The organism is Pseudomonas sp. LBUM1643, assembly GCF_059716215.1.
In genome coordinates, this window is record NZ_CP166813.1 from 3,134,731 (window position 1) to 3,156,454 (window position 21,724).

At 57.2% G+C, this 21,724-nt stretch carries 19 protein-coding genes and 1 pseudogene; 11 read left to right on the forward strand and 9 right to left on the reverse strand.

Translation table 11 applies throughout. The features are described 5' to 3' along the window. Window positions 1-128: 128 nt before the first annotated feature. Window positions 129-404 (reverse strand): annotated as a pseudogene (locus ACA063_RS14100) (class I poly(R)-hydroxyalkanoic acid synthase); the annotation flags it as partial. Between the two features lie 127 nt (window positions 405-531). On the opposite strand from ACA063_RS14100, the gene ACA063_RS14105 reads away from it, so the two are divergent. From ACA063_RS14105 to ACA063_RS14115, 3 genes are all read left to right on the forward strand, one after another. Then, window positions 532-1,620 (forward strand): AI-2E family transporter, encoded by a 1,089-nt coding sequence (locus tag ACA063_RS14105; protein ID WP_497666371.1) that lies wholly within the window; start codon window positions 532-534, stop codon window positions 1,618-1,620. A 117-nt stretch (window positions 1,621-1,737) separates the two neighbouring features. Further along, window positions 1,738-2,424 carry a glycosyltransferase family 2 protein gene (locus tag ACA063_RS14110; RefSeq protein WP_497666372.1) on the forward strand — a complete coding sequence of 229 codons (687 nt, stop codon included), beginning with the start codon at window positions 1,738-1,740 and terminating at the stop codon, window positions 2,422-2,424. Window positions 2,425-2,577: 153 nt separating this feature from the next. Further along, window positions 2,578-3,204, forward strand: a complete 627-nt coding sequence (locus ACA063_RS14115; protein WP_497666373.1) for a dTMP kinase — start codon at window positions 2,578-2,580, stop codon at window positions 3,202-3,204. 158 nt (window positions 3,205-3,362) lie between these two features. Here ACA063_RS14115 and glgX read toward each other — a convergent pair whose 3' ends face one another. After that, window positions 3,363-5,537: a glycogen debranching protein GlgX gene (glgX, locus tag ACA063_RS14120; protein ID WP_497666374.1), complete on the reverse strand. Its 2,175-nt coding sequence runs from the start codon at window positions 5,535-5,537 to the stop codon at window positions 3,363-3,365. Between the two features lie 367 nt (window positions 5,538-5,904). After that, window positions 5,905-6,417: an acyloxyacyl hydrolase gene (locus ACA063_RS14125; protein WP_497666375.1), complete on the reverse strand. Its 513-nt coding sequence runs from the start codon at window positions 6,415-6,417 to the stop codon at window positions 5,905-5,907. Between the two features lie 660 nt (window positions 6,418-7,077). On the opposite strand from ACA063_RS14125, the gene ACA063_RS14130 reads away from it, so the two are divergent. Together ACA063_RS14130 and ACA063_RS14135 are read left to right on the forward strand one after the other, a co-directional pair. Further along, complete coding sequence (locus tag ACA063_RS14130; RefSeq protein ID WP_497666376.1) at window positions 7,078-7,962, forward strand: manganese catalase family protein; 885 nt, start codon at window positions 7,078-7,080, stop codon at window positions 7,960-7,962. Window positions 7,963-8,270: 308 nt separating this feature from the next. Next, entirely contained in the window at window positions 8,271-9,128 is an 858-nt protein-coding gene (locus ACA063_RS14135) for a ZIP family metal transporter (protein ID WP_497666526.1), read from the forward strand. Between the two features lie 89 nt (window positions 9,129-9,217). Here ACA063_RS14135 and ACA063_RS14140 read toward each other — a convergent pair whose 3' ends face one another. Beyond that, the gene (locus ACA063_RS14140) at window positions 9,218-9,472 is read right to left on the reverse strand and encodes a DUF6555 family protein (protein WP_497666377.1); all 255 of its coding nucleotides are present in this window, start codon (window positions 9,470-9,472) and stop codon (window positions 9,218-9,220) included. A gap of 688 nt (window positions 9,473-10,160) precedes the next feature. Between ACA063_RS14140 and ACA063_RS14145 the strand changes: the two genes are divergently transcribed. Continuing rightward, window positions 10,161-10,598, forward strand: coding sequence for an HhH-GDP family DNA glycosylase (locus tag ACA063_RS14145; RefSeq protein ID WP_497666378.1), 438 nt, complete (start codon window positions 10,161-10,163; stop codon window positions 10,596-10,598). A gap of 45 nt (window positions 10,599-10,643) precedes the next feature. Here ACA063_RS14145 and ACA063_RS14150 read toward each other — a convergent pair whose 3' ends face one another. Next, entirely contained in the window at window positions 10,644-12,467 is a 1,824-nt protein-coding gene (locus ACA063_RS14150; RefSeq protein ID WP_497666379.1) for an NAD(P)-binding domain-containing protein, read from the reverse strand. Between the two features lie 244 nt (window positions 12,468-12,711). On the opposite strand from ACA063_RS14150, the gene ACA063_RS14155 reads away from it, so the two are divergent. Then, complete coding sequence (locus ACA063_RS14155) at window positions 12,712-14,607, forward strand: sigma-54-dependent Fis family transcriptional regulator (protein WP_497666380.1); 1,896 nt, start codon at window positions 12,712-12,714, stop codon at window positions 14,605-14,607. Between the two features lie 2 nt (window positions 14,608-14,609). Here ACA063_RS14155 and ACA063_RS14160 read toward each other — a convergent pair whose 3' ends face one another. After that, entirely contained in the window at window positions 14,610-15,005 is a 396-nt protein-coding gene (locus ACA063_RS14160; protein ID WP_497666381.1) for a RidA family protein, read from the reverse strand. 140 nt (window positions 15,006-15,145) lie between these two features. Between ACA063_RS14160 and ACA063_RS14165 the strand changes: the two genes are divergently transcribed. Continuing rightward, complete coding sequence (locus tag ACA063_RS14165) at window positions 15,146-16,060, forward strand: LysR family transcriptional regulator (RefSeq protein ID WP_497666382.1); 915 nt, start codon at window positions 15,146-15,148, stop codon at window positions 16,058-16,060. Between the two features lie 47 nt (window positions 16,061-16,107). Here ACA063_RS14165 and ACA063_RS14170 read toward each other — a convergent pair whose 3' ends face one another. Beyond that, the gene (locus ACA063_RS14170) at window positions 16,108-17,031 is read right to left on the reverse strand and encodes a LysR family transcriptional regulator (protein WP_497666527.1); all 924 of its coding nucleotides are present in this window, start codon (window positions 17,029-17,031) and stop codon (window positions 16,108-16,110) included. A gap of 203 nt (window positions 17,032-17,234) precedes the next feature. Here ACA063_RS14170 and ACA063_RS14175 point away from each other — a divergent pair, with 203 nt between their 5' ends. From ACA063_RS14175 to ACA063_RS14185, 3 genes are read left to right on the forward strand one after another with little or no spacing between them, the layout of a single operon-like run. Further along, window positions 17,235-17,447 (forward strand): tautomerase family protein, encoded by a 213-nt coding sequence (locus ACA063_RS14175; RefSeq protein WP_194693165.1) that lies wholly within the window; start codon window positions 17,235-17,237, stop codon window positions 17,445-17,447. Then, window positions 17,447-18,100, forward strand: a complete 654-nt coding sequence (locus tag ACA063_RS14180) for a DsbA family oxidoreductase (RefSeq protein WP_497666383.1) — start codon at window positions 17,447-17,449, stop codon at window positions 18,098-18,100. Before ACA063_RS14175 ends, ACA063_RS14180 begins: the two co-directional genes overlap by 1 nt. Before the next feature lie 51 nt (window positions 18,101-18,151). Beyond that, the gene (locus ACA063_RS14185) at window positions 18,152-18,865 is read left to right on the forward strand and encodes an SDR family NAD(P)-dependent oxidoreductase (protein WP_497666384.1); all 714 of its coding nucleotides are present in this window, start codon (window positions 18,152-18,154) and stop codon (window positions 18,863-18,865) included. Between the two features lie 130 nt (window positions 18,866-18,995). On the opposite strand, the gene ACA063_RS14190 is transcribed toward ACA063_RS14185, so the two are convergent. Both ACA063_RS14190 and ACA063_RS14195 read right to left on the reverse strand, forming a co-directional pair. Next, complete coding sequence (locus ACA063_RS14190; RefSeq protein ID WP_497666385.1) at window positions 18,996-20,336, reverse strand: OprD family outer membrane porin; 1,341 nt, start codon at window positions 20,334-20,336, stop codon at window positions 18,996-18,998. A 211-nt stretch (window positions 20,337-20,547) separates the two neighbouring features. Beyond that, window positions 20,548-21,720, reverse strand: coding sequence for a M20 aminoacylase family protein (locus ACA063_RS14195; RefSeq protein ID WP_497666386.1), 1,173 nt, complete (start codon window positions 21,718-21,720; stop codon window positions 20,548-20,550). Between the last annotated feature and the right edge of the window lie 4 nt (window positions 21,721-21,724).

Here is a 21,724-nt window from a genome sequence, read left to right on the forward strand (position 1 = left end):
GCGATGACGGTGTCTCAGGCAACGATGATGTCGATTGAACTCTGCTATCGCGAGCAGGCTCACTCCTACAAGGGTTGTGTGTTGGATGCAGGTTTTGTGTTCGCTGCCGCTCCCTCGGGAAGTGGAGGTTATTGCTTTACATAACGCCCCGGTGCCGGCTCCAGTGCCGGGTAGTGGGCATTGCCGATCTGCGTCGCTGATGGCTCACGCTCGCCGGCGTGTTCAGCCAGCCAGACAAACCAGTCATTCCACCAACTGCCGCTCTGTTGCCGGGCATCCTTGAACCAGAGTTCCGGATCTTCAGTGACCCGGTCATTGATCCAGTAATGACGTTTTTCGCGGGCCGGTGGATTGATGACTCCGGCGATGTGTCCCGACGCGCCCAGGACGAAACGCGTGGTGCCGCCATGGCCATCGCCGCCGAGCTGATCGATCCGTTGAAATTACGCTGACCCCTCGCGCTTTCAAACCAACGTCTATGCTGGGCTAACCGCTTTACCGAGCGTTGACCCGATCAGCATGGAGGTTTTTATGGTGCCCTCACCGATAAACGAAAAGGCGTTCGCCCGCACTTTGCTCGATGTGCTGATTCGTGCGGGACTGATCACTGTTCTGGTGCTGTTCTGCTTCGAGATCTTCAAGCCGTTCCGTGACCTGCTGCTGTGGTCGTTGATCCTGGCGATCACGCTTTACCCCCTGCAGACCTGGCTGATGGGACGACGAGGGAAAAAACCCGGCTATGTGGCGACGCTGATCGTCGTGATCGCCATTGTGATCTTGATGGTGCCGATTTACCTGATGGGGACTTCGATTGCCGACTCGGTCGAGCACGCCATGGTTGTCGTCAAGGAAGGCGGTTTCCATGTGCCGCCGCCGGCTGCATCCGTGGCCGACTGGCCCTTGGTGGGCAAACCGCTCTCTGACCTGTGGTTGCAGGCTTCAACCGATCTTCCCGACCTGACCGCCAAATACATTCCGCAAATCAAACACGTCTCCTTGGCCCTATTGAGTAAGCTTGCCGGTGTCGGCATGGGTTTTCTGATGTTTATTTTCGCCTTGATCATCGCCGGCATCTTCATGGCCCACGGTGAAGCCGGCAGCCGCAGTGCGGTGCAGATCGCCTCGCGGCTCAACGGTCCGATCAAGGGCCCGAAAATCGCCGAACTGTGCACCGCAACCATTCGCGCGGTCGCACTCGGAGTGGTCGGCATCGCCTTTATCCAGATGCTGCTGGTCGGACTTGGCTTCGTGTTCAAAGGCATCCCCGGCGCCGGCCTGCTTGCATTGGCCGTGTTGCTGCTCGGCATCATGCAATTACCGGTGAGCTTGATCACGATCCCTGTGATTGCTTTCGTCATTGCCACTGAAGGCGCCACCACCGGGACCATTACCTTCTCCATTTACGTGTTCGTTGCAGGCCTCGTCGATAACGTGCTCAAACCCTTGCTGTTGGGGCGCGGTGTTGATGTACCGATGCCGGTGATACTGATTGGCGCGCTGGGTGGCATGGTCACCAGCGGGATTATCGGGCTGTTCATCGGGCCGGTGGTGCTGGCGGTGGGGTATCAGTTGTTTTGGCAGTGGGTGCAGGATCGTCCGGAGGACGCAGGCACGATTTAACCGTAGACAGGCGCGTTGGCCAGGTGTGGCTGGGCGCCTCACATTCTTTAAACCTTCTGATAAAGCACAGTGTCGATAACTGGAGACCACACACTTTGCCGGAAAGAGGGAACGTCAATGATCGGCGTTGTGATACCAGCCCATAACGAAGAAAAACACATCATCGCCTGCCTGTCGTCCATCCTGATTGCCGCCAGGCATCCGGGGCTTTTGGGGCGGGAGGTCAGGGTGGTGGTCGTTCTGGACGACTGCTCGGACGACACGGCCCGCCTGGTCTGTGGAATGGACGTCAGCACGGTCAATGTCTCTTTTCAGAACGTCGGCAAAGCCCGGGCGACCGGGGCTGAAGAATTGCTCAGCGCCGGCGCGCAATGGCTGGCGTTTACCGATGCCGACACCGTGGTGCCACCTGACTGGATCGCCCGGCAACTCGACTTCATGGCTGACGCCGTGTGCGGCACGGTCGAAGTGGACAGTTGGAGGGAGCATGGGGAATCGGTTCGCACGCAATACCTGGAACGCTACCAGTTTATCGAGAATCACCGGCACATCCACGGCGCCAATCTGGGCCTGAGCGCCACTGCGTATCGCGAGGCCGGAGGTTTCCAGCATCTGGCGGCCCATGAGGACGTTCATCTGGTGGCGGATCTTGAAAAAATCAGCGCGAATATCGTGTGGACAGCGACCAACCCCGTCGTGACCAGTGCACGCAAGGATTTCAAATGTCGCGGGGGATTTGGCGAATATCTGGCTTCGCTGAGTGTTCAGTTGGGGTCGGCTAATGTACTGTCCCCGCCACTTTGAAACTTTGCTCAAGCGCAACGCAGCGGGAAATAGCGCTCTGGGTTTGACCTCGGTTTTCTCCGCCCCCTTGGTTAGTTGATGTCGTTAAGGAAGCAAGATGCAATCGCACGATTCGAGCGTTGGAAAAACCGTCATTCAACCGTTCTTTGAAGCATGAATCGTTCGCTGTTTGTTTCGCTTGATGGGCCCAAGGGCACCGGCAAAACCACACTGTTGGAGGCCGTGACGAAAGCGCTGAGGGCAGACAACAAAAAGGTCATCCGACTGTGCGAGAAAAAGAGCGATCCCTACCGGGGTGAAACCATGGCCCTCGTTAACACGCTCGCCAGAAATCCCGGTCGGGATCTGGAGTGGGCGGTTTGTGAGCGCTTTGCGGACAGCCGGGCCTGGATTTCCCGGCACGTGCTGCCTGAACAGCCAGCTGACAGCATCATCCTGATCGATCGCTGGTACCCCTCTGACGCCGCGTTTCGCCGGCTCGTCCCGTTTGCAGACATTCTGCAGTTGAATCTTGATCGAAACGTGCAAGTGCCCGACCTGCATGTCGGCGTTGTCACCGACCCTGAAATTTCATGGGCGAGGGCCGCGGCACGAACCCGTGGATTGGGCAGTACGGTGATCCATAACCTGGAAGAGCAGGTCGCTTGCACCCAGGCGTTCGAGCGAGCGGTTGCGGATCAGGGCTGGGTGTTATGTCGTAATGAAGGGACGATCGAAGAGGCAACGGCGCAGGTGGTTTCGGAGATTTACGGCGTCCTTCGGGCTTCGCAAGACCTGTAGCAGCTGGCGAAGCCTGCGTTCGGCGACGCAGTCGTCGTGGAACCATACGTTGCGGTGTGTCAGGAATACCGCGTTTACAGGTTTTACGACGACTGCGTCGCCGAACGCAGGCTTCGCCAGCTGCTACAGGGGGATCGTGTTTAGGCCTGGTTGAGTGCCTACTTCCTTCTTTTAGTCGCCGGTTTTTTCAGTTCGAACATCAGCACTGAACGCCCGGTTACCTGATACTCATCGCCGAAAGAAAACAATTCGCCCGGGTCGAGATCTGCCTGGTTGGTATCAAGTTCAAGCACCCATTGTTTGCCCTGGGGGACTTCCGGGAGCTTGAAACTCACCACATCGTGGTGCGCGTTTACGATGATCAGCAGCGAATGGTCGACGCCCTCACGGCGAATGCCGCTGGTTTGAGTGCGACCGTCCAGCAGGATGCCCATGCAACGATTGCTGCCGTCTTGCCACTGCTCCATGCCCATTTCTTCACCGTTCGGCTGGATCCAGCTCACGTCTTTCACACCCAGGCCTTCGTCATACTCTCCGGTGAAAAAGCGGTTGCGACGCAGCAGGGGATAGCGATTGCGCAGATCGATCAGGTACCTGACAAACTCCTGGAGCTCGCTGCTTTTCTCACTCACGTTCCAATCGACCCAACCGATCTCACTGTCCTGGCAATAGGCGTTGTTGCTGCCACCTTGGGTGCGAGCGAATTCGTCGCCGGCCAGGAGCATGGGCGTGCCTTGGGAAAGGAACAGCGTGGCCAGGAGATTGCGCATCTGCCGATAACGCAGCTCGATGATCGCAGGGTCTTCAGTCGGCCCCTCGACACCACAGTTCCACGACCTGTTATCGGAGTGCCCGTCACGGTTGTCTTCGCCATTGGCCTCGTTGTGCTTCTCGTTGTACGAGACCAGGTCATTCAGGGTGAAGCCATCGTGGGCCGTAATGAAGTTTACGGAGGAGGCGGGCTTGCGGCCGCGTCGATTGAACTGGTCACCCGAGCCCAAAAATATCTTGGCAAAGTCACCGAGCATTTCGTCGTCGCCTTTCCAGAACGCACGGGAGATGTCCCTGAACTTGTCGTTCCACTCCATCCAGCCGGGCGGGAAATTGCCGACCTGGTAACCCCCAGGGCCGCAGTCCCATGGTTCGGCAATCAGCTTCACCTTGGCGAGCACCGGGTCCTGGCGACAGGCATCAAGGAACCCGCCACCCTCGCTGAACCCGTCTGGTTCCCGAGCCAGGATAGTGGCCAGGTCGAATCGAAACCCGTCCACGCCCATCTCCGAGCTCCAATACCGCAAGGAATCGGTGACCATCTGCAAGACGCAAGGATGGCTCATGTTGAGCGTGTTGCCGGTACCGGTGTCATTGATGTAATAGCGGGCGTCGTCGGGCATCAATCGGTAGTAGCTGGCATTGTCGATGCCCTTGAGTGACAGGGTAGGGCCCATTTCATTGCCCTCGGCGGTGTGGTTGTAAACCACATCCAGAATCACTTCCAACCCCGCCTTGTGGAAACGCGACACCATGACTTTGAATTCGCCGATGGACTGTCCGGCCATGTAGCGAGCATGGGGAGCAAAGAAGCCCAGCGTGTTGTAGCCCCAGAAGTTGCGCAGGCCTTTTTCCAGCAGATGATTATCATCGAGGAAATAGTGCACGGGCATCAATTCCACCGATGTCACACCCAAAGAACGGATGTATTCAACGACATCATTTTGATGAAAGGCCGCAAAGGTGCCGCGTTCAGATTCCGGCACCGAGGGGTGGCGCATGGTGAAGCCGCGGACATGGGTCTCATAAAAAACCGTGTTTTCCCATGGCACATTCGGCTTTGCCGTATTGCCCCAGGTGAACGCAGGATCGATGACTCGGCAGCGAGGCATGAACGGTGCGCTGTCACGTTCATCAAATGACAAATCGCCGTCCTCATGGCCGACGGTATAGCCGAACAAGGCATCGTCCCATTTCAGCTCACCGGAGATCTGCTTGGCGTACGGGTCGATCAACAGTTTGTTGTGGTTGAAACGATGACCATTGGCCGGCTCGTAAGGGCCATGCACTCTATAGCCATACAGCGTCCCAGGGCGGGCGTCAGGCAGGTACCCATGCCATATTTCGTTGGTGAATTCCGGCAGCACGATGCGCTCGATTTCTTCCTGGCCGTCCGCGTCGAACAGGCACAGTTCAACCTTTGTGGCATTGGCGGAAAAAATTGCAAAGTTGACACCTGACCCGTCCCACGTCGCGCCGAGCGGATAGGGCAGGCCCTCGCTGACGCGGCTGGCGGGACGTTCCTGGCTTGATGCACTGTCGCTCGCTGTTTGATCAGACATGATCAAGCACTCCGAAGAAGAATTAGGTTGGATGAATGACCAACGCGGTCTATCGATAGAAGCCCGGCGCGCGCAACAGTTCAGGATATTTGCAGGGCTTGTGCTGCGTACTCGACGCGGCACCTTCCTGGATCGCGACCTTCGGGCTTATCGATCCATGGGTTGCAATTCGTCTTGAGCATTGACGTCGTTATGCGCTTACGCATTGAGTGAGCAAACACTGTGGCGAGGGGATTCATCCCCGTTCGGCTGCGAAGCAGTCGTAAAACCAGCAACTGAGGTGTATCAGGTACACCGCGTGTGATGGTTCAACGACTGCTGCGCAGCCGAACGGGGATGAATCCCCTCGCCACGATTCACTTAACACTCAAATAGAGTGGCTATAAAACAACGAGTAGGATTCAATACCATCGTTCGGTTGTTTAATGCCGGCATTGGAATAGTGAATGGCTCTTACACCGACGCGCTGTGTATCGCCAATCTTCAAACCTGCGCCGAGCCGATCTTCAAAGTTGAAGGACGATCCAAACTGCTGATCACCCGCACTCGTTCCGGAGAACAGGGCGACACCTATACCTGCTTCAATAAACGGCTTGATATTACCTTGGCCGAACTCGTATACAAACACCGGCGCGAAAGACAAGGAGTGACGGCCGCCAGCTTCCTCTCCCGATTCCCAGTAGGTGTAACCCAAGTCCCAGTAACCCGTTAACTTGCCAGTAGAACTTTGCATCCAGGATTTATCCCAGTCGAAACCCAGGCCCGCTCTGGCCGTCATTCCGCCTTGACTGGTTGCGCCAATGGCACCGGACAATTCAGCGGCCTGTACGCCCAATGTCATACAGGAAAGTAGCAGTGCAGCAGTCACTAATTTTTTCATCTTGTCTGTTCGTATTGGTTTAAGTTCTGGATTAAAAAGGTGCCGTTGCCCCTTGTGCACGATCAGGCAAAACGGTGTTTAAAAGGTTCAAAAAATCTCGGAAAAATAATTGTTCTACAATGCAACTAGTTCTTAACTAGCGCTCGTTAGAGTTCATTAATTAACAATGTACTAAATAGATAGCGATACAGCGCTCAATCTTCATCCACGAGTTCTTAGTTCGGCTTCTGCAGTTCATTGCCCGCGTGTTTATCGTCTGAATTGGCGCATCGAAGGGTGTGAAAATAGCCGGATTTTCGTCCAGCGATGCCGCAATGGGCAGGGAGTTTTTCGCTGATTTCGCTGCCACCGGACGATTTCCGCGCAGAACGAAAGCGTCTGCCTATCGTAAAGAATGTCGATCAACTGGCCGGTTTCCCGTAAGGATTTTGGCGAGACAGCGGTTGAGATGAACGAGCCCGTAAAAGTTTTAAGTCAGGGGCCGGATAGCCGACGACTGGGGATCAATCAGCCCGAACGGCAGTAGCAAACGCCGTCTGTCGCGAGTTACCGATCTTTATAAAATTTTCGAAAGGGCATCGCCTTCACATGACTGTGGGCGTCGCATTCGGTGAATCACCTAATGAGTATCGGCGCCTTTTAGGCCTGAGGAGATTCGTCATGTTTTTACATAACAAGCGACTTCAATACACCGTGCGCGTGGCCCAACCTAACCCGGGGTTGGCCAATCTTTTACTTGAACAGTTTGGCGGGGCCCAGGGTGAACTGGCGGCTGCGTCGAGGTACTTCACCCAGGCGTTGGCCGAAGATGATCCAGGCAGAAAGGATCTGCTGATGGACATTGCTACTGAAGAGCTCAGTCATCTTGAGATCGTAGGATCGATCATCGTGATGCTCAACAAGGGCGCCAAAGGTCGATTGGCCGAAGGCGTTGAAGAAGAAGGCGAGCTGTACCGTGCGATCAATGGTGCGGGAAACGACTCGCACATCACCAGCCTGTTGTACGGCGCCGGTGCGCCGCTCACCAACTCCGCCGGCGTGCCATGGTCTGCCGCTTACGTTGACACCATTGGTGAACCTACCGCCGATATGCGCTCCAATATTGCCGCTGAAGCACGGGCCAAGATTGTGTACGAGCGGCTAATGAACGTCACCGATGATCCAGGCGTCAAAGAAGCGCTCGGGTTTCTCATGACCAGAGAAATTGCGCATCAGCTGTCCTTCGAAAAAGCCCTGCACTCCATTCAGCCCAACTTCCCCCAAGGCAAGCTGCCAGGCATGCCTGAATTCACCAACGTGTATTTCAACATGTCCCAGGGCGCAGAAAGCATGCGTGGGCCATGGAACGAAGGTGACGACTGGGATTATGTGGAAGAGCCAGCCCCTGCAGTCGACGGTGGGGATGGCACTGCCAGTGTCGAGTTGAGTGCAGAAGATGAAGAACTGCTGATGGCTATGAAAGCTCGAACGATGTCTGATCCGGAAAGCAATCCCATCACAGGGGCCGATCTGGGCGCAGGTGCCCAAGGGCGTGAAGACTCATGATGACGTGCACCGCACGCCACGAAGGCGTGCGGTGTTTCTGTTCTTCAAACAACGAGGTGAATGAAAATGAATGCACATTCCAAGGGCGTTTCTTCGGATTCGGCAGAGGGCTTTTCCTTACTGTTCAGCAGCACGGCACTGTCCTTTGAGCGAGAAGCAAAGCGCATGTCGAAGCAAATCCTGACAGCGACATCGAGCAACTCTCGCAAGCGTTTCAATGGTAAGTAGGAGGCCACATGTCTGAACCATCATCGCCTGACAAAACATCATGGAGCTCCGGGTTTGACCTGGAAAAAAGCGGCGGTTGGATGGGTATCGTTTTCTGGTCAACGCTGGTCGGCGTCAGCGTGCTGTTGCTGATCAGTGGATACAGCGCCTTTACCGGGGCGAATCGGGTCAACCTGCACTATGCCTTTCTTGGGGGCTTGTCCGGTTTTGGCGCGACGGCACTCGGTGCCGTGGTAGCGGTGGTCCTGCGCGATATCACCGCACGGACTCAAGACACCATGCTGGGCTTTGCGGCCGGCATGATGCTGGCTGCGAGCTCCTTCTCACTCATCCTTCCAGGTATCGAAGCGGCCCGGGCTATTTGCGATAACAAGCTGTTGGCCGCGTGTGTCGTGGTGGCCGGATTGGGGTTGGGTGTCGCACTGATGATTGGACTGGAGCGGTTTGTCCCCCACGAGCATCTGGAGAGCGGACGCAAAGGCCCGGACGCTCAGCGCTTCAATCGCGTATGGCTTTTCGTCCTGGCCATTACGCTGCATAACCTGCCCGAGGGCATGGCCATCGGGGTCAGTTTCGCCAACGGGGATATGAAGGTGGGCTTGCCGTTGACCACGGCAATCGCCATTCAGGACATTCCGGAAGGCCTTGCTGTTGCGTTGGCGTTGCGAGTGACCGGCATCTCCACACTGCGCGCTGCGTTAATCGCTGTCGGTTCAGGATTGATGGAGCCTCTAGGGGCAGTCGTCGGCCTTGGCATTTCTTCAGGTTTTGCGCTGGGTTATCCCGTTGCGTTAGGCCTCGCCGCGGGCGCGATGATCTTTGTGGTCTCCCATGAGGTTATTCCCGAGACGCACCGTAACGGTCACGAAACCTACGCGACGTTGGGACTGATGCTGGGGTTCGGGGTCATGATGTTTCTTGACACGGCATTGGGTTGAGGCGAACGCATCCCGTCGATCGCCTCAAAGAAACGCGCTGACTCAGGGATGCCATCCAGGCTGCCCAATGTCGTTTGAAATGTACGCACTCATGACGTTGAAACCTCCGTCCAGTCCAGAGTCGCGGAAGCGCGCCACCTGACGTCAGTCACCCCATATTTTTCAGCCATGGGTTTGGACACGACCTTCAGCGGCGGTCGTCCTGGTTTGGGTATGGGCGCTAATCCTGCATCACAACTCGCCCAATGCCAGGCGTCCACATTGCGCATCGTCTTCGCCCGGATGATGAAGGACTTCGGCTCGCCGTGGAGCTTGTATTCAATGACGAAAAGATCAGTGTTCATGAGGTCCTCCTTATGCTCATGGACAAAAGAGTGAGTGCGTCAAAAAAAATTCAAAACGTTTTCGAGGTAATCGCAGGCGCCTGAGTTTTTTGGCCTTTCCTGTTTTTTTGTCATCAGCAAACGTCTTCTTTGTGCAGCATTTGAACCTCTGGTCATCCCCTGTAAACCTAATCCGGGGTCCTGGTCGGGGGAGGACTATCACCCTGGAAAGTAGGCATCGAGTTCACTGCCCGATCACGCCGAATGCGTATGGATACGACCTGTTTGTACTGAAAGCGTCAGCGCAACGAACTTCATCCATTGTTTTTAGTCGATCAAACACGAGCTTCATCAGAGTAACCGACAGGTGTCCGTTCGTGGGCTGTTGCAAGCGACACACGAAGTGTCGGGTACCGCTATAAAAAAGGTGATGAAGATGAATTGTCTTATCTGTGTAGGTGTCGCTCAGCGCATTCAATGCGCAGGCCCATGGGAGGAAAGAGACTGTCCGGACTGCGGGCGCTACCGGGTTTCGGATGAGCTCATCTTGACGCTGATGGAGCAGGGACAGATTTTCGACGTGAGTAAAACCAGAAGCTGGCTGGCTAGCCAGCGTATCGATGGATTCATTCCGTCAATAGAAGTCCATGAAGCGTTGCTCGTACCTTGATTGTGCGGGTCGCTGCCTCCTGCTTGAAGAGCGTGCCTAATGTCGACAATCATCAGCGCGACGGATCTGCACATCAGACTCGATGACGCGAACGAAGAAGGTTTGTTCAAGTGGTTGATCGCCAGTTTTCTGATGGGCAAACGCATTCAGGGACCGATTGCCGCCAAGGCTTATCAGGTTGTCGTCGATAAACATCAGCGCGATACGCCTCGAAAACTCGCCAACTGCACGCACCGCGAATTGGTTGCGATGCTCGGTGAAGCGCATTACGTGCGATACGACGAAACCACGGCGTCGCGCTTACTGGCATTGGCTCATAAACTCAACGATGAGTACGCTGGAAAAGTCGGCAACATCGTAAAGGCCAGCACTAATCGTAAGGAGTTCGAAAAGCGTCTTTGCGCCTTCGAAGGGATTGGTCCCAAAACCGTCGAGATTTTCATGCGGGAGGCGGGAAAGGTTGTTTTCTGCGATTGAGACAAGTGGGGAGAGGCGCCCAACCACGGCTGGGCGCCATTGGGCTCAGCCCTTGTGGTGACTCTCCGCCAGCCCGTAGACAGAAGTGTCGATGCCTTCGAAGCGCGCTTTCAGCTGCAGCGCCAGATACAGCGAATAATGCCGTGACTGATGCAGGTTGCCACCGTGGAACCAGAGGTTTGCCTGCTGTGTCGGCTTCCACATGTTGCGCAATTCGCCCTCGTACGGACCAGGATCATTCGTGGTCCCGGAACCCAGGCCCCAGCAGCGACCAACCTTGTCAGCGACTTCCTGGGAAATCAGCTTCGCCGCCCAACCATTCATGGAACCATAGCCCGTGGCGTAGACGATCAGATCAGCCGGCAGTCGGCTGCCGTCATTGAGCAGGACGGCGTCTTTTTCGATGCGCTCGACACCCAGGCCTCGCGCGCTCTTGAGCTTGATCGTGCCATTAGCGATCAGTTCCGAGGCGCCGACGTCGATGTAATAACCCGAACCACGGCGTACGTACTTCATGAAAAGACCCGAATCGTCGTCACCGAAGTCGAGCATGAAACCGGCTTTGGCCAGACGCTCGTAGAACACCTTGTCACGCTCCTTGATGGCGTCAAAGACCGGTTGATGAAAGCCCGGCATGACCTTGTACGGGATCGAAGCGAAAAGCATGTCGGCCTTGTCCGTGGTCAACCCCGTCTCCAAGGCATCTTCTGAGTAGAGCCCGCCGAAGACGAGGTCCATCAAACTGTCGGAGCGCACGATGTGGGTGCTCGAACGTTGCACCATGGTCACCTCGGCGCCGTTCTCCACCAGGTCGGCGCAGATGTCGTGAGCCGAATTGTTCGCACCGATCACCACCGCGCGCTTTCCACGCCAGGCGTCTCCACCGGGATGGCGGCTGGAGTGATGTTGCTGACCCTCGAAAACTTCGGCACCCGGATACTTGGGGATGTTTGGAACGCCTGACATGCCGGTGGCGAGGATCAACTGGGCAGGCTGCAAGGTGACGGGCTCGTCATCGCGCAGCACTTCAACCTTCCAGGTGCCGCTGTGGTTATCAAAGCTGGCGCTTACGCATTCCGTACGCGGCCAAAAATTCAGCTCCATGACTTTGGTGTACATCTCCAGCCAGTCGCCGATCTGGTCTTTCGGTGTGAAGACGGGCCAGTGATCGGGGAAGGGCAGGTAAGGCATGTGGTCATACCAGACCGGGTCGTGCAGGCACAGCGACTTGTAGCGACCGCGCCACTGATCGCCGGGACGCTCAGCCTTATCGACGATTAGCGTTGGCACGCCCATTCGCTTCAGCCGTGCAGCGAGGCCCAGCCCACCCTGGCCACCGCCCACGATCAGGCAATAAGGTTGGGTGGTGATGCCCAGCGACGCTTCTTCATCCCGTCGACGCTCCAGCCAGTTGCGTTTGTCGGCGTGGGCGTGACCATGATTGGCCCCCATCGGACGGCGGCGACCGCTGGGTTCTTCAAAGCCTTTGAGTTCGCGCATGGTCGTCAGCAGCGTCCAGCACAGGCCATCCCTCAGGCGCACGTAACCTTTACCTCGCGCCGCATCGGTTTCCAGGCTGATCCAGCCTTCGAGCACGCCGTCCTTCAGCGTCGCCTCACCTTCCACTTTCCACCCTGCAGGGCGAGTCTGGTCGAGGCGTGTTTCAAGCATGTCGCGCAGGGCAGGTTTGCCTTCCAGGGTTACCAGATTCCAGCTGAAAAGCAGCAGGTCGCGCCAGTAACACTCGTCGGCAAACAGTTCGAGTGCGCCGTCCACATCACGTTGGGCGAGGCGCTGACCGAGGTGTTCTACCCAAGCCGCAAGCTGTTCAGTCGGCGTTTGCACAGGTGATTCGATAGCGATGTTCATGAGCTCTCCCGTTCTTGTTGTTTTTGTAACGACTGACACCATGGCAAGTCCCGGGCCATCTTCTTGAAAGCCGCGTTGCAGAGCGGCTGCTGGCGTTTGGTTGAAGCGTTGGCTCGAAACACTGTCACGAATTCGGGAATGGCGGATGACAGAGTGTCACCCGGCGCAAAAAGCGCTCGTGGCGGTCTTTTCATATAAGCTGCGATCAGCCCCCGTGTCCTAAAAGCAGCGGAGAACAAGAACAATGAAGCCGGCCTTGATCAACGCCCATGCACAACAAGTGCTCCAAGCCGTGCAGGGTAGTATTGCCAGCCACAGCGCTGCTGCTGACCTGGCTATCACGCGATCCTGGCGCCGCTGCCTGGATCAGTATCAGCTCGATCCCGCCAGCCGCCGCGCGCCTAATGTGGTTGAACAACCCCGTTTGCAGGATCACCGTGCGCCACTGGAACACATCATTGCCGAGGCGCATTGGCAGATGAGCAGTTTGCACCAGCAGCTCGGGCGTGACGGCCACGTGGTGCTGCTCACCGATGCTCGCGGTGTTGCGATCGACAGTGTGTTCAACGAGTCCGAGCGTACCGAGGTCCAGCGTTCCGGGCTGTGGCTTGGCTCCGTCTGGAGCGAGGATTACGAAGGTACCAATGGTGTCGGCACCTGCCTGGTCGAGAGGCAGCACGTCACCATCCGTCGTGATGAACATTTTCGTGGCAAGCACGTCGGCTTGACCTGTTCAGCCAGCCCTATTTTCGATGCGAGCGGCGAGTTGCTCGCGGTGCTGAACCTCTCTTCGGTGCGGGAGGAGCACAGTCTTCAGAAACACTTCCAAGCCATGGCGCTGACCAACCTGTCAGCCAAGTTGATCGAGAGTTGTTTCTTCCTGGGGCATGATCCTCAGCGATATTTACTGCGGTTTCACCCTGAGGCAGGCTTCGTCGGGCTGTTGGGTGAAGGCCTGCTCAGTTTCGACGAGAGTGCCCGTATCTGTTCAGTCAATCAGGCGGCGCTGGACCTCTTGGGCCTCAACCGCGATCACTTGGTCGGGCAATCGCTGACAACGCTTGTGCAAACGCCCATCGAACAGATGATGAGTCAGGCCAGCGCACAGCCGAGTGTCTGTTGGCCTGTGCGTCTGGTTGACGGGCGTTTGTTTTACGGACAGTTGCGAGAGCCCTTGCGCCAGGCACCGTCCGTCATTCCTGCGATCGCCAAAATCGACGACGTGCGCGTGTGCCTGGAAGACCCGCGTTTGCAACGCGGTTTTGCTCGTGCGCTGCGGGTTCTGGAGCGTGACGTTCCGGTGTTCTTGAAAGGGGAGACCGGCACCGGCAAAGAAGCCTTTGCCGCGGCACTGCATCGCGCCAGCACACGCGCGAACCAGCCTTTTGTGGCGATCAATTGCGCGGCCATTCCCGAATCGCTGATCGAAAGCGAGCTGTTCGGCTATCGCGGCGGCAGCTTCACCGGCGCCCGCAAGGACGGGATGATCGGAAAGCTTGAGCAGGCACATGGCGGCATTCTGTTCCTGGATGAAATCGCCGATATGCCGCTGGCGTTACAGACCCGCTTTCTGCGCGTGCTGGAGGAACGGCAGGTCGTGCCGCTAGGGGGCGCGACGGCAAAACCCCTCGACGTGCGCCTCATCAGTGCCAGCCACCAGGATCTGCAGGCGTGTGTCGCTGATAAGCGTTTTCGCGAGGATCTGTTCTATCGGGTTGCCGGATTCGCCGTGGCGCTTCCGGCGCTGCGGGATCGTTCGGACAAAGGCCGTTTGCTCGACCTGCTGCTGCGCGAAGAGGCGGCGGGTGCCAGGATTCGGCTGGACGCGGGCGTTAGAGAGCGCTTGCTGACGCAGCCTTGGCCGGGAAACGTCCGGCAGCTGCGTACGTGTCTGCGCACCCTGGTCGCGCTGGCGTTGGAGGGGCGTGTGACGATGGACGATTTGGCGGAGTTGCTGCCGCCAGAGTCGCCGGCCGTCGCGATGGCTGAAAACCCACTGGGCGTTTCCGAGCGGCAGACGCTGCTGACGTTGATCGAGGCGGAACACTGGCATATCGCCCGTGTTGCCGCTCGCCTGGGGATCAGTCGAAATACGCTCTATCGCAAACTGCGCCATCACGGTATTTCACGACCTGGGTGAATCTACTGGGGGAGCTTGGCGATCACCTTGATCTCGAAGTCGAAGCCGGACAACCAGGTCACGCCGATAGCGGTTACTGTCGGGTAGGGCGCTTCGCCCCAGTAATCGGCCGCTACTTCCCAGATGGTTTCGAATGTCGAGCCGGGGTCGACCATGAAGATGGTCGCGTCCACCACATCCTCGAAACTCCCGCCGGCTTCGGCCAGGATCGCGTTGAGGTTGGCGAAGGCCAGGCGAACCTGTGCTGCGAGGTCCGGCTCGGCCGAGCCATCCTTGCGGCTGCCTACCTGACCGGATATGAACAGAAAACCGTTGGAGCGAATCGCCGGCGAGTAGCGATGGAGCTCGTACAGTGCATGCCGGTCAGGCGGGAAAACGACGTCACGTTTGCTGGTCATTGCAGACTTCCTTCGGGGCCATCGCGGCCCGCTGTTTACGATGGAACCACTGTAGAAAGATGACCCACCGCAATAAACAGGCAACGCTGGTCATGACTGTTTGTAGAATCCAAACTATCCAGACCCGAGTGAGGCGTTAAATGGACCGGTTCGATGCAATGCAGGCCTTTGCCCGAGTGGTGGAAACCGGCAGCTTCACCAAGGCGGCAGCCACCCTGCACATGAGCAAGACCACCGTGACGCAGCTCGTTCAGCAACTGGAAGCGAGGCTGCGCGTACGCCTGCTCAACCGCACCACCCGCAAGGTCAACGTCACCGCCGATGGTGCGGTTTACTACGAGCGCGTCATCAGGCTGCTGGTCGATATGGACGACGCCGAGACCAGCTTGTCCAGCGCGTCGATGACACCGCGCGGACGGCTACGGGTGGATGTACCCAGTCCGCTGGCGCGAATGCTGCTGATACCCGCCTTGCCGGGGTTCTTTGCACGCTACCCGGAAATCCAGCTGAACCTGGGCGTGAGCGATCGCATCGTCGACATCATTGGTGAAAACGTCGACTGCGTGGTGCGCGGCGGCGAGATCACCGATCAGTCACTGGTGGCAAGGCATGTGGGCGACCTGCAGCTCGGCATCTATGCAGCGCCCGGCTATTTGCGGCACTTCGGTACGCCGGAGCACCCCCGTGAGCTGGAGGAAGGCAGGCACAGTACTGTTGGCTTTCTGTGGTTTCGTACCGGCAAATCCTTGCCGTACGCGATGCAACGGGGGGAGGAACGTATCGAGGCCCAGGGCCGCCCGCAACTGACGGTCGACGACGGCAACGCGTACCTCGCCGCCGGCCTGGCGGGTCTGGGCATGCTGTGGCTACCGGAGTACATGGCCAAACCGCACCTGGCCAGCGGCGAGCTGCTGCCGCTGTTCGAGGACTGGCACATGGCGCCAATGCCCATGTATCTGGCATTCCCGCCGAATCGCCACGTCAGTGCCAAAGTGCGGGTATTTATCGATTGGGTCATGGATTTGATGGCCGAACATGCGCCGGTCGTTAGATGAATCAGGCGCGAACGCACAGGACCGGCTGCGCAGACTACCGCCCTTGCTCAGGTCGCCGTCCAGTCAGTTCGATACTGCAGCAGAAAGTCGACGAATGCCCGGACCCGCTGAGGAACGTAGCGGCCATGGGGGTAAAGAAGCGTGTAGGGCCTGGAGCGGCCATTGTAGGGTTGGAGTACCTCGACGAGGGTCCCGTCGGCCAGTTCTCGCTCGACAATGAATTGGTAAGTCTGGAAGAGACCAGCACTGTGTTTGGCCAGGGTAACGCCGCCCAGCACATCATCCGAACAGCAATATCCGCCCTCAGCGAAGATCTCACGTTGTTTGCCCTCGACGTTGAACAGCCATGAGATGCGTCGACCACTGCTGGGCAGTTCAAATTGAATGCATTCGTGAGTGACGAGATCATCCAGCGTCGTTGGCGTGCCTGCCTTGGCCAGGTATTCAGGTGTCGCGACCACCACCAGTTTTGCGTCTTCGAGCAAGCGGGCAATCAGGTTCGAGTCCGGTTGAGCCCGGACCCGAATCGCCAGATCATAGCCCTCCGCCACAAAGTCGATATTTCGGTTACCCAAGTGGATATCAACGGTGACATCGGGATAAAGCGCTCGAAATTTCGGCAGAAGCGGCAGGATTCGGTGGTGCCCGTACGTGGTAGGGAGACTGATGCGCAGCCGTCCTGAAGGCTTCGATTGAGCGCCCATGACTTCTTGTTGCGCTTCCACCAGTTGAGTCAGGGCTTGTCGGCACTGTTCGTAGAACACCCGCCCCGGTTCAGTCATCCGGATGCTGCGCGTGGTTCTCACGAACAGGCGTGATCCCAAGCGCTCCTCAAGACGCAAAATCGAACGGCTTACTGCCGCAGGCGTAACACCGGCTACCTGCGCTGCTGCCGTAAAACTGCCCGTTTCCGAGGCGAGGCAAAACAGCTCGATGCTTCCAAGCTGCAGGTCATCAAAATGGCGCTTCATATTAATCACACTGAGTATTGGGCGAAGTGCGCGAAAGCATAACGTTGAGCCATGGCCCTGCAAAGGTTGCAACGACCCGATTCATTACATCGCGTCACAAATGATGTACCCGGCCTCGCATTTATTCATTCAAGGCAACCTTCTAAAGTTCATTCCACTTGCCGCCTCATCATGCCGATGGGGAGCGAACTGGAGACTCTCCCATGCCTTTCATCAGTGTTCGTATTACCCGCGACGGCGTGACCAAAGAACAGAAAGCTCAGGTCATCGCCGAGATCACCAAAACAATGGAGACCGTGCTCAACAAGGATCCGCACCTGACGCATATCGTGATCGAGGAAGTGGATACCGATAACTGGGGCTACGCTGGAATAACCACCACCGAATACCGCAAGTCGCTGGCGGAGCCCACGTAATGAAGCCCGTCAGAGTTGACTTTGTGTCGGATGTCGTGTGCCCCTGGTGTGCGCTTGGCGCCACGGCCTTGCAACAGGCCATCGCCAATCTTGCCGGCGAAGTCGTCGTCGAGCTGACGTTTAAACCCTTCGAACTCAACCCGGATATGCCGGCCGAGGGTGAACACGCAGTCACACACATGATGCGCAAGTATGGCCGCAGCGCCGGGCAAGTTGCCTCGCGTAATGACATGGTGATCGCCCGCGGCAAGGCCATCGGCTTTGAGTTCGACCTGGCAAAACGCAGCCATTTCTACAACACCTTCGATGCTCACAGGCTGTTGTTCTGGGCGGCGCAAGAAGGTCGACAGATTGCGCTGAAGAACATCCTGCTAAAGGCGTATTTCACCGACGGTCAGAACCCCAGCGACCATGAAACTCTGGTGCGCCTGGCCGGTGAAGCGGGACTTTGCGCCGATCGCGCCCGGCAAATACTGGGCACCGGCGAGTTCGCTACCGACATCAGTGAGCTAGAAGGTTTTTACCTTCAACGCGGCATCAACTCGGTCCCGGCCATGGTGCTGAACGGTGGTCATCTAGTGTCCGGATCACAGTCGGTCGAGGAATACGAACAGGTCCTCAGGCAAATGGCGCGAGAGTCCACGGCAGCCTGACGGCCCAACTTTTCCATTGAAACTACTTTCATCTTCTATCGAGGAATTATCATGAGCCATTCAAAAAAAGTCGTTGTAGTTACTGGCGCATCCCAGGGTCTGGGCGCAGGGATCGTCGAAGGTTTTCGTCAACTCGGCTATCAAGTGGTTGCGACTTCGCGCTCCATCAAACCGTCATCCGATCCGGACATCCTGACCGTCGCAGGTGACATTACCGATCCGGCTACTGCCGAGAAAGTCATCCGCGAAGGCGTAGCGCGTTTCGGCCGCATTGACACTCTGGTGAACAACGCCGGCATCTTCCTGGCCAAGCCGTTCACGGCCTATACCCGCGAAGATTACGTAAACACCGTGGCCACCAACATGGGCAGCTTCTTCCACATGTCGCAGCAGGCGATTGCCCAGATGGAGAAACAAGGTGAGGGTGGACATGTGGTCAGCATCACTACAACGCTGGTCGATCACGCCATCGATGGCGTGCCATCGGTGCTGGCGTCGCTGACCAAAGGCGGCATGAACGCCGCAACCAAATCCCTGGCGATCGAGTACGCCAAGCGCGGCATCCGCGTTAACGCGGTATCGCCGGGCATCATCAAGACCCCGATGCATGGTGAGGAAAGCCACGCCGCTCTGGGCAGCCTGCATCCGGTCGGCCACATGGGCGAGGTGCAAGACATTGTCGGGGCGGTGCTGTACCTGGACAGCGCCAACTTTGTCACTGGGGAAATTCTGCACGTGGATGGAGGCCAAAGCGCCGGTCACTGATGGAAACCGCGCGTACCGGTTCAGCAAACAGGTGATCCTGTTGATGCTGCGGCCCAATCCCACTGACCGTTAACCGGTCAGTGGGATTTTTTGGTCATTGGGAAACCGCTCGCCAAAGTCAGGTGATCACCTAGAACAGCTTGATCGGTACATTGACGATAAGCCTGAACTCATCAAGATTGCCTTCCAATTGATATTCACTGGCACGGTGCGATGAATAGCTGGTGATCAGGCTGATGTCCTTGAAGGATCCGGATTGCAGGGTGTAGCTGGCACTGACGCCCACTTCATAGTGGCTTTCACCCTGTTGCTTGAGTACCGAGTTGTAGATGCCATTCGGGCCACCGTTGTAATGACTGCCGTCGATGCCCATGCCCTTGATGTACCAGAGCGTCGTCTTGAGACCTGGTAGACCATAAGCGACCCAATCGTTGTTGTAGAACACTCCGATCGAGTGCTCATTGGGGCCGTTGAAGAAGGACATCATGGTATTGGGCAGGTTGATGGCATTGGATTCGAAAGGATAATCGAAATACTCGTCACCCTTGATTTTCTGCAGGCCGATCTTCAGCGAGTGGTTGCGCCATTGGGGCGTGACACTTAGACCGTAGGCTTGCTGGTCGATTTTGCCGGCGATTTCTTGGCCATTCGACCGGGTGTTATAGGCGTCCAGTTGCACATCGACGTTAACGGGTCCCCAGTTGGTTTTCTTGCCCAGACCCAAATACTCTCGATCCCAAATATCGTCGAAACGAGAGACATAAACACTGCTGCGCCAGCCAGTTGTCGACACATAGTCGGCTCCGGCGTACGCGTTAAAGTCACTGGTCACCAGAGGCGAACCGTAAGTGGGGCTCAAGTCCTGGCTTCCGGCTCCGGTACGCGGCGAGCCCTTGTCAAAATAACCAGACTTGATCGTCAACCCTTCGACGTCATGGCTTTCCAGGGACACCCCACTGAACGATGAAGGCAAGGTACGGGTGTCGGTGTAGGACATCATCGGTGTCCTGACTTGCTGCCTGCCCACCTTGAGCAGTGTGTCGGCGACTTTGAACTTCAGCGCCGCGATGCCGAGCTTGCTCCAATCGTCGACCACATCGCCGTCCTGGTTCACCAACAATCGATTACTGCCGCCTGCCGCCGCTTCTCGGCTGCGCTCCAGTGCCACCGCCGAGAAGGTCGAAAGATCCAGCCCAAACTTCACCGGCCCTTGCGTAAAACCGGAGACGAAGTCGAGTCTGAAACCTTCCAGCCAGGCAGTACGGTCACGCAACTTGCGTACTCCCTCAGGTGATTGCAGTTTGAAGTAGGTGGCCTTGTGGCCGACCTCGTGTGAGTACCACTGACGGGCATTAAGCGTCAGTGAGCTGTCTTGCAGGAAACCTTGTTCCTGAGCATGGATCTGGGAAGTACAAACTGTGACCGCCAGCGAGCCGACGGTGAATAACGCCAAATTACCTGTGCGATACATAGACTTTGCCTGTTGTTGTTTTTAGGGCAGATAAGAAGAAAGTCGCCGAGTCATCGTTATGGAGTTATCAGGCGGGCAGGGCGTGGCCCGACTTGTCCACCAGGCAGCAGGCGGCCTGGTGGTGGTCGTTCAGATGGTTGGTAGGTGGCTTAGGGGGTCGAGCATTTCGAAGTCATCAAGCAGCGAAGAAGACGGCCCCAAGCCTGCGGAATCAGGTGAGATAGTCCCTCACTAATTTCAGCCAGCAGTCGGAGCCGATGCGAATCAACTCGTCATTGAAGTCGTAGTGGGGGTTATGCACGGAGCAGCCATGAAACTCGCCTTCGCCGTTGCCCAGGAAGAAGTAGCAGCCGGGAACCTCAGTCAACATCCACGCGAAGTCTTCTGTCGCCATGATCTTCGCAGCGTGCGGCAACAAGTGGCCGGGCTTGAATAGCGGCTCCAGGCATTGGCGAAGCATCTCCGTCTCCTCCGCCGTATTGACGAGCGCCGGCGCCAGTTGCGTGGTTTCAAGTTCGATTTCGACGCCGAACATCTGTTCATGACCTTGGGCGATTTCCGCCAGGCGCTGATTGATTTTGCGTTCGGTCTGCCCTGTGTCAGTACGCACGCTGATCAGCATCGATGCCGTGTCGGGAATGATGTTGTAGACGGTGCCAGCCTCGACCATGCCGATGCTGATCACGGCGTATTCATCAACGCTGAGATTGCGCGACTTCACTGTCTGGATCGCGTTGATCATGCTGGCCAGCACCGGTATCGGATCGACAGCGCGTTCGGGCATTGCGCCATGACCGCCGCGACCTTTGATCAACACACTCACGCATTCCGAAGAGGCCATGGTCGGACCGGCCTGGACCACAGCGGTGCCGAGCGGTATTCCCGGCAAGTTGTGCAAGGCAAAGATCGCGTCACAAGGAAAGCGTTTGAAAAGACCGTCATCCATCATGGCCTTGGCGCCGCTCAAGCCTTCCTCGTCAGGCTGGAAAATCAGGTTGAGCGTGCCATTGAAGTCGGGCGACTGAGCGATTCGCCACGCTGCAGCCAGCAGGATAGCGGTATGGCCATCGTGGCCGCAGGCGTGCATGCGTCCCTGGATTCGGCTGGCATGGGCGAAGCGGTTTTTCTCCTGCATCGGCAGGGCATCCATGTCGGCACGCAGGCCCAATCGGTGGGTGCCGCTGCCTCGACGCAGCACGCCGACCACGCCATGTCCACCGATGCCGCGATGAACTTCGTAGCCCCAGTCTTCGAGCTTGCTGGCCACCAACTCGGCGGTCAGCGGGGTGTGTGCGCCCAGTTCAGGGTTCTGGTGGATGTCCCGGCGCAGCTGGATAAAAGCATCCAGGTCCAGTTCGCCAACGGTTTGAGTCAATGCATTCATCAGG

What these genes read in the sequence shown, in the direction of transcription:
- ACA063_RS14105 (WP_497666371.1), top strand. Translation starts at nt 532, where the DNA reads ATGGTGCCCTCACCGATAAACGAAAAGGCGTTCGCCCGCACTTTGCTC.
- ACA063_RS14110 (WP_497666372.1), top strand. Translation starts at nt 1,738, where the DNA reads ATGATCGGCGTTGTGATACCAGCCCATAACGAAGAAAAACACATCATC.
- ACA063_RS14115 (WP_497666373.1), top strand. Translation starts at nt 2,578, where the DNA reads ATGAATCGTTCGCTGTTTGTTTCGCTTGATGGGCCCAAGGGCACCGGC.
- glgX (WP_497666374.1), bottom strand. Translation starts at nt 5,537, where the DNA reads ATGTCTGATCAAACAGCGAGCGACAGTGCATCAAGCCAGGAACGTCCC.
- ACA063_RS14125 (WP_497666375.1), bottom strand. Translation starts at nt 6,417, where the DNA reads ATGAAAAAATTAGTGACTGCTGCACTGCTACTTTCCTGTATGACATTG.
- ACA063_RS14130 (WP_497666376.1), top strand. Translation starts at nt 7,078, where the DNA reads ATGTTTTTACATAACAAGCGACTTCAATACACCGTGCGCGTGGCCCAA.
- ACA063_RS14135 (WP_497666526.1), top strand. Translation starts at nt 8,271, where the DNA reads ATGGGTATCGTTTTCTGGTCAACGCTGGTCGGCGTCAGCGTGCTGTTG.
- ACA063_RS14140 (WP_497666377.1), bottom strand. Translation starts at nt 9,472, where the DNA reads ATGAACACTGATCTTTTCGTCATTGAATACAAGCTCCACGGCGAGCCG.
- ACA063_RS14145 (WP_497666378.1), top strand. Translation starts at nt 10,161, where the DNA reads ATGTCGACAATCATCAGCGCGACGGATCTGCACATCAGACTCGATGAC.
- ACA063_RS14150 (WP_497666379.1), bottom strand. Translation starts at nt 12,467, where the DNA reads ATGAACATCGCTATCGAATCACCTGTGCAAACGCCGACTGAACAGCTT.
- ACA063_RS14155 (WP_497666380.1), top strand. Translation starts at nt 12,712, where the DNA reads ATGAAGCCGGCCTTGATCAACGCCCATGCACAACAAGTGCTCCAAGCC.
- ACA063_RS14160 (WP_497666381.1), bottom strand. Translation starts at nt 15,005, where the DNA reads ATGACCAGCAAACGTGACGTCGTTTTCCCGCCTGACCGGCATGCACTG.
- ACA063_RS14165 (WP_497666382.1), top strand. Translation starts at nt 15,146, where the DNA reads ATGGACCGGTTCGATGCAATGCAGGCCTTTGCCCGAGTGGTGGAAACC.
- ACA063_RS14170 (WP_497666527.1), bottom strand. Translation starts at nt 17,031, where the DNA reads ATGAAGCGCCATTTTGATGACCTGCAGCTTGGAAGCATCGAGCTGTTT.
- ACA063_RS14175 (WP_194693165.1), top strand. Translation starts at nt 17,235, where the DNA reads ATGCCTTTCATCAGTGTTCGTATTACCCGCGACGGCGTGACCAAAGAA.
- ACA063_RS14180 (WP_497666383.1), top strand. Translation starts at nt 17,447, where the DNA reads ATGAAGCCCGTCAGAGTTGACTTTGTGTCGGATGTCGTGTGCCCCTGG.
- ACA063_RS14185 (WP_497666384.1), top strand. Translation starts at nt 18,152, where the DNA reads ATGAGCCATTCAAAAAAAGTCGTTGTAGTTACTGGCGCATCCCAGGGT.
- ACA063_RS14190 (WP_497666385.1), bottom strand. Translation starts at nt 20,336, where the DNA reads ATGTATCGCACAGGTAATTTGGCGTTATTCACCGTCGGCTCGCTGGCG.
- ACA063_RS14195 (WP_497666386.1), bottom strand. Translation starts at nt 21,720, where the DNA reads ATGAATGCATTGACTCAAACCGTTGGCGAACTGGACCTGGATGCTTTT.